This window comes from Azonexus sp., assembly GCF_049652925.1.
Lineage (GTDB): Bacteria > Pseudomonadota > Gammaproteobacteria > Burkholderiales > Rhodocyclaceae > Azonexus.
Window position 1 is genome coordinate 122,633 of record NZ_JBASFI010000034.1, and the last position, 14,094, is coordinate 136,726.

Consider the following 14,094-nt stretch of genomic DNA (forward strand, 5'->3'; position numbering starts at 1 on the left):
AGGTCATTGGTATAGAATTGCGGGAATACTTTCGTTTTGTCGCGGCCAAAAAGGCCTGCGAGATATTCCTGATATGCATGGAGATGACTATGTCCGACCGTTTTGAGATTTTCTTTATCGATCCTTCTGTGCCTGACCACGAAGCGCTGCTTGCAGGAATGGCTCCCGGGGCTCAGGTCATTTGGCTCGATGGGGAATCGGACGGTTTGCGCCAAATCGCCAGCGTTCTCGAAGCTGCACAAAATGTTGATGCGATTCACATCGTCAGCCACGGTGCTCCGGGATCCCTGGTTTTGGGGGCTGCAGAAATCGATCTGGGCGCCTTGGCAGGATATGCAGAACAAATGGCCGTCATCGAGGCTGCGCTGAGCGACGATGGCGACATTCTTCTGTACGGTTGTAACGTCGCAGAGGGGGTGGAGGGGGCTGCCTTCATTAATGCCCTGGCTGCGGCGACTGGGGCTGATGTGGCTGCATCGACAGATGTGACGGGGGCTGCCGCGCTTGGCGGAGACTGGGCGCTCGAAGCCGCCACTGGTGCCATTGGAACCACTGCGCTTGCCATTGATGCCTTCGATGGCACACTTGCCAGCGGCATCCTGCAAAACAAATATGTTCGCTTCGGGTACAGCGACGACGGCACGCTCGGTGTTGGCGGTAACAGCAAGCCCGGTATTCAGTATGACGCAAACGGTACCCGGAGCTTCAGCGATACCGCTGACTCCCTGACGCCAGGATCGCCATATGAAGGCTTTACCGTTAAGGTCGGTACGACCCAGTATTCAGAAAACAATGCAATTAGCGGCGGTGCAGCCAGCCAAGGTACCTCCGTCCTCAGTACCGCGCTTACTACAGTGGGAAGCGATACCTATGGCTCGGTCACCTTCCGTACCGAAAGGGGCGGCTTGCGCATCGACCAGACCTACACGCTGGCAGCAGTTGATTCCAAGGTAATCAGCATGTCTGTCCGGATGGAGAATATTTCCGGCAGCGCGGTCAATAATGTCTCGTATGCTCGCTTTACCGACCCTGATGTAGACTCCAATCCGACCTATCGCACCTCCTCGACCAACAATACGCGGGGGGCAACCGGTATTGATGGGTCAAATATCGTTCTGGCTACCGGTCCAGGCAGCGGTTGGGTGATCGGTCTCTATTCCGACAGTTCGTTCGCTCATAACACCGCGGTCGACAACGGATGGAGTAGCGATCCGGCTACTTACCTTGCCGGTGTCAACGACGGCAATGGCGACTACACCATCGGTATCGGTTTCAATCTGGGCAATTTTGCTGTCGGTGAATCCAAAACCTTTTCGTTTGCTTACGTATTTGCGGCGAGTGCAGCCACCCTTGCTGCTTCTGTGGCTGAGGTTCCCGCAGTCAATGCAGCGCCGACGCTGACCTCGTTTGCTGCATCGGTCGATACGGTAGCGGAAGACACCCAGGTTGAAATCACCTACGCCGAACTGGCTGCGCAAGGCAACGAAGCGGACGACACTGGCGTAACCGCCTTTGTCGTCAAAGCCGTCAGCAGCGGCACGCTGAAGATTGGTGCTTCGGCCGGAGTCGCCACCGCCTGGGTGCCGGGTAGCAACGAAACGGTCCCCAGTGACGGCTCGCTGAAGATCTATTGGACGCCTGCTGCCGATGCCAACGGTACGCTCAATGCGTTCACCGTGGTCGCCAAAGATGCAGCAGGTGCGGTGTCCACCTCGCCGGTGCAAGTACAAGTCAGCGTAACTGCTGTTAACGATGCGCCCACGCTTGCCTCCAACGCCACGCTAACGGCCATTGACGAAGATGCAGCTGTCAACAACGGCAGTAGTGTCTCGGCACTATTCGGTGCGCGATTCGGCGATGTGGATAGCGGTCAAACCCTCGGCGGTATCGTTGTTACTGGCAATGCTGCCGATGCCGCTGCGCAGGGCGAGTGGCAGTACAAAGTAGTTGGTGGCACTTGGCATGCCATTAGCACATCAGTTAGTGAAAGCTCGGGGCTGGTCTTGAGTGCCGGCACCCAGCTTCGCTTTGTGCCAGTGTCGAACTACAACGGCACGCCAGGAAGCTTGACAGTGCATGCTGCAGACAGCGCCTACAGTGGTGGATACACCACCGATGGGGCTACTGTCTCTTTCAATACCACCAGCGATGCCGCCACCTCCGGTGTCTCGGATGGAACGCGCACGCTGTCGGTGACGGTCAATGCCGTTAACGACGCCCCGATCTTTACCAATACGGCAGGCGCTGCCACCCTGACCGAAACTGCTGCTTACGATGCGGTTGTCACCACAGCCTCCGGCGCTTTGACGGGCACGCTGACCGCAAGCGACGTCGAAAGCGCCAGCAACCTGTTGGCCTTCAGTGTACGGGGCGGCGATCTCGCCAGCGGCACTTGGAGCAAGGCTGGCCTCTACGGCACATTGACCGTTAATGCGAGCACAGGCGCGTGGACTTATACGCCCACTGATTTTGTCGCCATCAACGCACTCGCGGCTGGCACAACGGCACACGATGTCTTTGACTTTAAAGTAAGCGATCCACAGGGTGCCTATGGACTACAGGCGCTCGACATCAGCCTGCAAGGCACTAACGACACGCCGCGTCTTTCTGCCGCGATTGCCGACCAAAGCTTCAGTGGCAGTGGCAGCTGGACCTACCAGATTCCTGTTGCCAGCATGACCGACGCCGAAGGCACGGGCCTGACCTATACCGTGCAAGTCGTTGACGGCAGTGGTGACCCCGTTGATGTGGGTGCTGGCGTTGGAGTGCTCCCGGGCTGGCTTGTCTTTGATGAATCCACCCGCACCTTCAGCGGCAATCCGACGGCCGCCTGGGGTAGTGCCTCATTGAATCTCAAGGTCACCGCCGCCGACACCGAAGGCGCAGCAGTGAGCAATACCTTTAGCTTGACGCTCAGCAATACGGATAACCAGCCGCCGGTGGTTGCCAATCCGCTGACCTGGAAGGCGATCAATGCTCCGCATGAAGTCACGGCCGTAACCTTCACCGGATCGCTCGGCGGCACGACCATGATGTTCGATGGCCAAACCGTTACCTTGGGAACAGCCGCCACGGGGGCGCAAGTCGCTACGGCAATGGATGCTGCGTTCGATGCGGATGCCCTTGCTGGCACTCCGGTTGCGCACTACGTCGCAAATGTGAAGGCAGGCGTGGACAACGAAAACGTTCTGGTCTTGACCGCCAAGGAGTTTGGTGCGCGCACGGACTTCATCGATGCTGCAACCAGCGCAGTGAATGGTGGTCATTACACCGTTGCCGTGACCACCGAGGGGGTGACCGGTGTCGCCGAAAAAGTGGATGTCGATTTCCGCTCACTAACTGGTGCCACTTCTCTCAGTTTTGATGGGCGTTCCGTCGACATCACGAACAAGACTGCAGCCCAGATCGCTTCCGCCGTCGCGAGTGACCTGAATGCCAGCAGTTCGGTGTGGTCTGCCGTGGTGGACTCCACCAGTGTGGATGTGGTGCACCTCACGGCCAGAAATACGGGTGCGGTTACTGACCTGACGGCAGCGAGTTTTGACGTCACCGCAACCACCTTGGCCAGCCCGAGCGTCACGCAAGGTGCCGCAGCCGTTGCTTCCACTGCCACGATCGATGTAACCGACGCTCAGGCAGATACAGCACAGACCTTCGCAATCACGATTGCAGGTGTCAACAGTGGCAATCCAATCACTATCGCTGACCTGAGTGCGGCAAGCAATGGCACAACCCTGGCGGCTGCCATTCAAACCACTCTGCAAACCTATGATGCCAATCTGTCGGTTAGTTTTACTGGCAGCCAAATCGTTATCTCGGATTCGTCGGGTCGAACGTTAAGCGACCTGTCTCTGAAAGACTCTGGGGTCGAGATCGATCCTGCAATTAATGTTCAAGACATTGGTGGTCCATCTTACATCGCCACGATCGATGTAACCGACGCTCAGGCAGATACGGCACAGACCTTCGCAATCACGATTGCGGGTGTCAACAGCGGCAATCCGATCACTATCGCTAACCTGAGTGCGGCAAGCAATGGCGCAACACTGGCGGCTGCCATTGAAGCTGCTTTGCGTACCGCCGATGGAAATACTAGCGATCTGTCGGTTAGTTTTGCTAGCAACCAAATCGTGATCTCGGATTCGTCGGCTAGACTTTTTACTTCAGTGTCCCTAAAAACTGCTCCGGCAGAAATCGACAACGCCATCGATGTTTCCAACGGCTCCGTCGCGCAAGCCGAGGTAGCCACGGTTACCTTCGCCGCAGCGAATGGCGAGAAGTCTTTGGCGTTTGAGGATGTTTCGGTTGTCTTGACTGGCAACGAAACGGCTGTGCAGGTTGCTACAGCCTTCGCAGCTGTGGCGGCAGGCGACACAACAAACTGGAATGTGGGCTATGTTGCCGGTTCCAGCAGTATCACCTTGACAAACAAGGTAACGGGGAACGTTGCCGATCTGACCGCGTCCGCATTCACCAGCACGGTGTCGCTGGCCGACAGCGTGGCGGTCACCCTGCAAGGCGTCACCGCGGTCAAGGAGGTCGTTGAGCTGGCCTTCGACGGTGCCTATGGGGGAGCGACTGTCACCGTCGATGGCGTATCCGCCAGCGCAGGCAGCGCGGTGAGCGCCAACGATGTTGCAACGGCAGTGGCCGGCGCGACATACCCAAACTACACCGACAGCGTCAGCGATGCTACGGTCACTTTTACCGCTGTGACGCCTGGTGTGCAGACCGATATTGCTGCCGGTGATTTCACGGGCACTTATACCGGAACGCCTACCCCTTCGGTCACTACCGCCGGTTCGGGCTGGAGTTATGCCATTCCGGCCAATACCTTCAGTGATCCGGAGGGAGATGCACTTACCTACAGTGCCTACACGATCAATCCGGACACCGGAGCGGCGACACTGCTGGCTGATAGCGCTTCGCTCACCTTCGTTGAAAATACAGCTACGCTTTCCGGTAACGGTACGGCACCGAGCAACACGCTGATTGAGATTCGTGCCACCGATGTTTCGCATCCGTCAACTTATGCCGCCACCCAGTTCCAACTGGTAATCTACAACGACAGTCAGGCGAACAGCCTGGTGGCTGGGGTTGTGCCGGCTTCCGTGTCTTTTGTCGATGGTGCCGGGAGCGGAAGCTATACGGTGGCTTCGACGGCCTTCAACTACCTGAACACCAGTGCCGGCAGCCTGACTTATTCGGCTACGCTGGCAGATGGCAGTGCCTTGCCATCGTGGCTGGCGTTCAATTCCTCGACTGGCACGTTCACCGGAAATCCGCCCGCCGGTACCGACGATCTGAGCGTCAAGGTAACGGCAACCTCGGGTGGCAATAGTGCGACGACGAGTTCTTTCACCCTCGTCGTAGACAATGCCAACGATCCGATTGTCCAGACCAGCACTTTGCCGGATGCCACTGCTTCTGCCGGTGGCGAGATCAGCATTCTGGTCAACAAGCCATTTACCGACCCGGATGGCAGTGCCACCGGGACGGCAACGCAGGAAGGCATTTCTTACACGGCAACGGCCAACGGTCTTTCCCTTGCTTCCTATGGCCTTGCGCTCAGTGAGGGAAGCGGGGCGACTGCAGGTAAGTTGCTGCTGACCGGCAATATGCCGGCCGGCGTTCCCTACCTCGACCTTGTGGTGACCGGTACCGAAACGATTGGTGGCAGCACGGCTACGACCTCGTTCCGGATCGATGTTGGCAGCGGCGCGGCTAGCGTCAGCGGAATTTCTGCAATGACCTTTGCTGGTGCCATTGGCGCTAACAGTGCCGGTGCGGTGACGATTACCGGCACACCGACCCAGGGTCAGACATTGACAGCGCAGGCGCCGACAGATGCGGATGGCATTTCTGGGGCGGTAAATTACCAGTGGCAGGTGTCGGCCGATAGTGGTTCGACCTGGGCTGATGTGATTGGTTCGCGTGGCCAGGCAAGCACACTGACTCTGGCTCAAAGCGAGGCGGGCAAGCAGGTTCGAGTGCAGGCTTTTTACACCGACGACGGCGGTATCGCAGAAGCCCCGGTTTCCAGCGCACGGACGATTGCCGACCTGCCGGAGGCAGGATCCGTGGCCGTGACTGGCGCCCTGGTACCAGGCGAGACGCTCAACGCAGTGGTAAGCGATGCCGATGGTTTGGTTAATGCTGCGCCAACCTACCAATGGCAGGTTTCTGTTGATGGAACGAACTGGAGCAGTATCTCCGGTGCAACCTACAGCGCCTATACCCTGGCGAATGCCGATGGCGGCAAGTATTTCCGTGTGTTGACAAGCTATACCGACGACATGGGTAATACTGAAACGAACGTGACGTCGATTTCACGTGGCCCTGTGCAGCTCGGCGCTATCGCCCCGGTGGCCGGCAACGATACCGGAAGTGCGACGGAAAAATCCGGACTGGCTAATGCGACCGCTGGCAGCGAGGCAAGCGGAAACCTTGTTACGAACGATTCCGATGCAAATAGCGGTGACACGCTGACGGTTTCAAGTGTGCGTACTGGTGCGACTGAAGGTTTTGGTAGCGAGGCGACAGACAACGGTACGACGCTGACGTTGGACGGAAATTACGGCACGCTGACGGTGACCAAGGCAACAGGGGCCTATAGCTACGCGATTGCCCAAGACAGCGAAGCTGTGCAGGCGCTGAATTCTGGTGACAGCCTGACCGACAGCTTCAATTACAGCCTGACTGATGCGACCTTGTTGTCCGATACCGCAGCGCTGACGATCACTATCAATGGTGCCAACGACCTGCCAGTATTAACCGGTGCTGTAACGACGACGACTGTTGCAGAAGATGTGGCAACTGCGATTCCGCTCGATGGGTTGCGCTTGATTGATCCGGACAGCGCTGGCGGTGCCCTGCGCCTGACGGTGACCGCCGGTACGCTGCGTGCCGTTTCCAGTGATGATTCGGTCACGATTACCGGTAGCGACACGAATACGCTGACTTTGTCATCGGTTTCGACGTTCAGCCTCGGTGCCTGGTTGGCCGATAACAGCGTGTATTTCATCACCCCCCCGAATACCAACGGTGCTGCTGTAGCAACGCTCAGTTACTCGCTGAACGATGGTAGCGGCTGGATCGACAGCGGCAGCACCACAGAGATTTCGGCCACGGCAACCAACGACGCGCCGATCGTCGACGCTGGCGGTGCGGGTACGGCCGGCAATAATGGCACGACAACTTTCAAGCCGCGCGGCGATGCAGTGCTGATTGCTCCGAGTCTGGTTTTGTCGGATATCGATAGTACGAACCTGACTTCTGCAACCGTTACCCTGGCAATGGGGGCGCGTGACAACCAGTTTGGTACTTTGTACGAAACCCTGAGTCTCACTTTGGCTGGCCAGGATGCAGCTACGGTCGGCGGTCTGACCGTGACCAGCACGCCAGGCAGCAGCGGGGCAGTACTGACTATCACCGGCAGCGCGACCTTGGCGACTTACCAAGCCATCCTGCGCGATGTGCTGTACAACAACAGCAACCCGAATGCATTCTCGGGTGATCGCACGGTGACTATTTCGGTGACCGATGCCGCTGGGCAGGTTGCTAACGCCGCTTCTTTCGCGACGACGACGACAAATGCAAACATTGCCGTTGGCCAGCGTATTTTCATTGATGGTGTCGATTCAGGTGCCTTGGTTGCACAGGTACTCGATACCCAACATTTTGTGGCTTCACGTCCGCTGACAGCTCTCGATGCGGGCGATACCCTGAGTTTCCGTGATAACACGGGCCTGGTGACAACGGCAACGGCGGCCGGCCCGCTGGTATCCACCGTCACCGTGGCAGTGCCATGGACTCCGGTAGTCGATATGAATGGCGAGGCAGCCGGTCGTAACAATACGGTTTCCTATATCGAGCAGGCTTCTCCGGTAGCGATTGCCGCTGCCGATGCCAGCATTACCGATCAGGGGGGGCTGATCCGCACGGTGACGGTGACCCTGACCAACCCGCTCGATAATACTGGCGGTTCAGTGTTCGAATCCCTGACAGCTCCTAGTGCCGGTGTGCTTGCATGGCTAAACGAGCGCGGTATTTCCATCAGCGGCAATGGTACGGGTACGACCAGCGTGGCGGCATCCGGTGTGGCTGTCAGCTACGATGCAAGCGGCTTGTCCGGTGCAACCGTGTTGACCTTTACGTCGCGCGGTGCCGGTTCTGATGCGACTAATTTCCAGGTTGCAGTGCGCGGGGTGGGGTACCAGAATCTTGATGACGCGCCTGATTTGACGCAGCGCGTGGTATCAGTCGCTTCGGTCGACGTCGATAGTAATGTCGGCATTGGTGCCAACACCTATATCAATCTGACTGCGGTTAACGATGCGCCGGTGGGCGTCGATAGTGCGATTGCTGTTGTCGAGGATACGGCCCGGACCTTCCTTGTGTCTGATTTTGGCTTCAGCGACCCGCTTGACGGTACAGGAGCTAGTTCGCTATTGGCTGTCACTATCACGACATTGCCTGCTTCGGGAACGCTAACGCTTGATGGGGTGCCTGTAACGGCAGGGCAGTCGGTGAGTGTGATCGACATTAATGCGAACAAGCTGGTCTTCGTGCCGGCTGCCGATGTCAATGGTGATGCCCAGACCACATTTACCTTCCAGGTACAAGATAGCGGTGGCAGCGCCAACGGTGGTGTCAGCCTCGATGCTTCGGCCGCGACGATGACTGTCAATATTGCACCGGCCAACGATGCCCCACTACTGACGGCGAATGGCGCTGATTTGGCTCCGGTAAACGAGGACGCAAATAGCAATGCAGGCCAGTTGGTTAGTACGCTACTCGGATCGATTGGCGATGTTGACGCCACTCAGTCGCCGTCTTTGAGCCATGGTGCTAATAACGGCGAGCTGACAGGCATGGCGGTGCACGCCATTTCGACCGGCAACATCAGCGGCAACTGGCAGTACAACCTCAACGATGCCAACGGTTGGCAGGCTATCAGCTTGACCACTGGCAATGCGCTCTTGTTGCGTAGCACGGACTTGGTACGTTTTGTTCCCGATACTGTCGGTGGTACCACCGCCAACACGCTGACCCAGCCATCCCTGAGCTACTATGCTTGGGATCAGTCGGCAGGTACGGCAGGTTCTTTGGTCAGCACCGCCAACCGTGGCGGTACGACAGCCTTGTCTACGTTGAGCGATACGGTAGCAATTGCCGTAACCGACGTAAACGATGCGCCGACGATTAGCGCTCCGCGTTCGTATGCCGTCGATTTCTTGGCAGCAGGTAGTGCAACTTCGCTGACCGGTTTCGACAATATCAGTGTCGATATTGCCGGCAAGGATGCGGCCGGCGTAGCTGCAACGTTTGCTGCTGCATGCAATGCTTCTGGCAGCAGCCACTGGAGTGCAGTGATCGACCCGAGCGATGCCTCTCTGGTTTATTTCACTGCCGATGCTAATTTTTCAGGAACCCTGTCTGGCAGCGATTTTGGATACGTCGTTGCCGGTGCTTCTGTCGCAACGGCCAGTAACATCTTTGATGCGCATGCCTCGTTAAGCTTGATTAGCTTCAGTGGTGTTGCCTCGGCAAGCACGATTACGTTTGATGGCCTCAATATCAGCATTTCAGCTGGAGCAACAGGTGCGACTGTTGCGCAAGCGATCTGGGATGCGGTGAGAGCAGCTTATCCGGATTCGTATCGTGACCTTGGCTCTGGCAATATTAAAGTTCAATCGGCTCACTACGCCCTATATGATGGTCCGGGCTATGCAAATGCCAGTAATGACTTGTTGATCGACAAGACGACGGCCTCAAGCAAGGCCAGTGCATCGAGTTTTGTTGTTCTTTCCGTATCGTCAGGTGTCGGCGCTTCGCTGAATAGTTTCAGTGAATTGACTACCGGTTCGGCAACGATTGGCGGCGTGACGAACACGTTGTTCCCGATTGGCGTGGTCGAGGACGGGTCGGCAGTAATCAACGGGGTCACCCTGGGTGACATCGACATTACATCTCGTGTCGATGGTGTCGATACTAACAATAACGTGACGGCAACGCTGAGCGTTAGCCATGGAACGATCACGCTTGGCAGTACTGATGCAATCGAAATCGTTGCCGGGACGAATGGTTCTGCCTCTCTTGCTCTATCTGGCAGTCTGGCTGCGGTGAATGCGGCGATAGCCGCCATTAATTACACGCCGACGACCAATTTCAATGGTGTCGATACGCTGGTGGTTAGCGTGTCCGACCAAGGGAATGTTGGTGGCGATGCGTTGTCGGCAACAGCTAACGTGGCCATCATTGTTAGCGGCATAAACGATGCACCCGTTGCGGTGGCCGCCGGACCGAATCTGCCGACAATCAACGAAAATGCCGTGGCTAATTCGGGTACCTTGGTTAGTGACCTGGTCAATGGTACCGATCAAACCGGTATCAGTGATGCCGATGGTGACTCGGCTGAAGGAACGGAAGGGGTCGGTCAGGGTATTGCCGTTGTCAGTCTGGGTAACACGGGGCCTGGTGTCGGTTCTTGGGAATACCATCTGAATGCAGGCGGCAATTGGGTTGCGGTTCCGCAGGTCGATCAGCAGCATGCGCTTTTGCTGCCTTCGAGCGCGAGCTTGCGTTTTGTGCCGGATGCTCAGAATGCAACGACGTCAACGGTGACGTACTATTTGTGGGACGGCGCAACGGGTTCGGCTGCCCAGCAAGTGGATGTGAGTACGCGTGGCGGTACAACAGCCTTCTCGTCGCTGAGTGACACGGCATCGATCACCGTTACTCCTGTTAATGATGCTCCGACGCTTGATCTGAACGGTGTGGGCGCCGGTACCGGAGAGACTGCAGTTTTCAGTCCGCGTGGCAATGCAGTGGCATTGTTCGACAATGATTTGACGCTGGGCGATGTTGACAGCGGTGATGTACTGACACACGCCACGCTTGTATTGAATGCCGGGTACACCCTGGATAACCAGTTCGGTACAACTTACGAAACCTTGGCTACGACCTTGGTCGGAGGTGTTTACGCTGGTTCCCTGGGGAATCTTGCAATTAGCGGAAACGGGACTCAGGCGGCTCCGCTGCAGATCGTTGGTGAGGGAACAGCAGCAGATTACAAGGCAGCGCTGCTGACCTTGGTTTATAACAATACCAACCCCAATGCCTTCTCCGGGGTACGCCCGGTTACCGTGACGATTTATGACAACGCGTCAACGACCGTTGCGTCGGGTGATGAGGCATCTGCTGTTGCAACGCTGAACGTTGATGTCAATTGGGGGGCCGTTGTTGATTTGAACGGCGAAGAGGCAATCAATCGCGATTATGTGGTGAGTTACACCGAGAATGCTGCAGGTGTCGCAATTGCCGCCGCAGACGCTTCGCTGGTGGATCAGGATGGCAATATTGCCAGCGTAACGGTAACGCTGAGCAATCATCCGGATGGTTCTGCCGAAAAACTGTTCATCAGCGACGCGCAGGTCGCAACTTTTGCCGCTATCGGAATTACTGTAAGCGGAAACAATACCCACGCTATCACGCTGACCGGTGACGCTGACGGTACTTACTTCCAGCTCGCCTTGCGTGCCATTCAGTACGCCAACAGTCTGGATAGCATGGACACCACGGCGCGCCTGGTGAATGTAACGACGGTTGATGTGAATGGCAACACGGGGGTTCCGGCTACCACTACCATCAATCCGCTTTCGGTCAATGATGCGCCAACAGGTGCGGTTAGCATTAGCAACACGACTGATGGTGGTCGTGGTATTACGACCGCACGTCAGGGCGATGTATTGAGCGTGGCAAACACGCTGGCTGATGCGGATGGGATGACAACTTCCACTGTAACTTATCAGTGGATGCGTGGAGGCGTGGCTATCGATGGAGCGACCAACGCGACCTACACCTTGGCGCAGGCAGATGTTGGCGCAGCAATTACCGTGGTGGCCAGTTATACGGATGACGATGGTTATGCCAACCAGAAAACCAGTTCTGCCACCAATTCCATTGTCAATGTCAATGACGCACCGGTAATTACGAGCGTCGCTCAGTCGGGTGCTGTTGTTGAGGCTTCAGATCTAACAGGTACTGTGACGGGTAGCGCCTATACCGTTACCGATGCGGATCCGGGTGATAGTCATCTGTTCAGTGTTCCCACCGCACCTGCCTATGGTACGGCGACCATTAACAGTGTGACAGGTGCCTGGTCATATGCCGTGAGCGCCTCGAATGCAACGGTTGATGCGCTTCGCTTGGGCCAGACCCTGAACGATACCTTTATCGTTCGGGTGACTGACAATGGCACGACAGCTGGTGTGGCCGATGTACGCTATGCAGAGCAGACGGTTACCATCACGATCACCGGCACCAACGATGCGCCGGTTGCCGTGGCCGATACCCGTGCGGTAGTCGAGGATGCCAGCGTAATCAACGGTTCGGTGGCGACCAACGATAGCGACGTCGATAGCGCTGCCGTACTGACTTATGTGCCTGCCGAGGGGCAGGCCGCAGTGGCGGGCCTGATTTTCAACAGCGATGGAAGCTATAGTTTCGATCCGGCCCATCCGGGCTACCAGACTCTCGCTGCAGGTGCTACTCGTGATGTGGTTTTCAATTACACAGTGTCTGACCAGCATGGGGCGACGGCAAATGCTTCGTTGACCATCACTGTCACGGGCGTCAACGACACGCCGGTGGCGGTTGCCGACGCTCGCAGCGTTACGGAAGATGCTACGGCTATCACAGGCTCTGTGGCGACTAATGATAGCGATGTTGATACGGGTGCAACCCTGAGTTATGCCGCTGCCGCAGGGCAAGTAGCGGTTGCCGGGCTGACTTTTAACAACGATGGCAGTTACAGCTTTGACCCGTCCAACGCTGCCTACCAGGATCTCGCTGAAGGCGAATCCCGCGAAGTGGCTTTCAATTACACCGTTTCGGACGGTACGGCTACGGATACGGATACGTTGACCATTTCCGTCTCCGGTATCAATGATCGTCCGGTTGTCGCTGTCGTTGATGTGGCTGGTGCAGTTACCGAAGATGCTGCGGCAACATTGTCTGATTCTGGCAGTGTTACTTTCAGCGATGCTGATGCGACTGATGTGCTGACCTCTTCTGTGGAACTGGTAACCGCAACCGCTTCTGGTGGCGTGTTTGTTTATGCCGGACTTCAAGCTGGCCTGGCGGAGGCCATGAGCCTTACGCAGACTGGCACTAACGATGGCAGCATCGGCTGGTCTTTCTCTCTACCCAACGCAGATGCTCAGTATTTGGCGCATGGCGTTACTGTCACAGCCATTTATCGCATCACGCTCCGCGATGACTCTGGAACAGCAAGTGCTGCTCAGACGCAGGATGTGACTGTGGTACTTACCGGAAGCAATGACGGTCCCTTCGTTAACAATGCTCTGGTCGATCAGGCTGCTCCCGAAGATTCGCTCTTTACGTACAACTACCAGGGACAGCTACGTCCTTCGTTCGACGACGCGGATCTGGTTACTGGCGACGTTCTGACTTTCTCGGCTACTCAGCGCAATGGCGATCCGCTGCCAGCTTGGCTGAGTATCAACTCAGTCTCAGGTGTGATGTCAGGCACACCTGATATTGGCGATGTCGGTGAATTGGATGTCAAGATCACCGCAACGGATAGCCGCGGGCTTTCCGCGTTCGATTTCGTGAAAGTCACAATTGCTGCCGTGAACGATGCACCGCGCGTAACCGGTGTGGTTTCAAGCCTCGCCGACGGTACAGAGGATCTGTCCTATGGCATTACTGCAACAGCACTGCTGACTGGTATTACCGATCAAGAGAATGATTCGCTATCGGTTAGCGCTTTGTCAGCCAACCATGGAACGGTGACGGATAACGGCAATGGCACTTATACGTTAGTGCCTGCTGCCAATTATTCCGGTGTGGTGACTCTTAGCTACAACGTAATCGACGGCAACGGGGGGGTTCTCGCGCAAACTCGGACAATTACGCTTGCGAACGTCAACGATACCCCGACGGGTTCGGTGACGATCAGCGGCACGGCGACACAGGGCGAGACCCTGACGGCGGCAAATACGCTGGCTGATGCCGATGGTCTGGGCGCACTGACCTACACCTGGAAGGCAGACGGCACGACGTTTGCGA

The 14,094-nt window shown here is 56.8% G+C and carries 1 protein-coding gene; it reads left to right on the forward strand.

The annotated features are described in order from the left end of the window. Positions 1–89: 89 nt before the first annotated feature. On the forward strand, positions 90–14,094 hold a 14,005-nt coding region (locus tag WBK19_RS17010), incomplete at its 3' end, for a cadherin-like domain-containing protein (protein ID WP_511291839.1).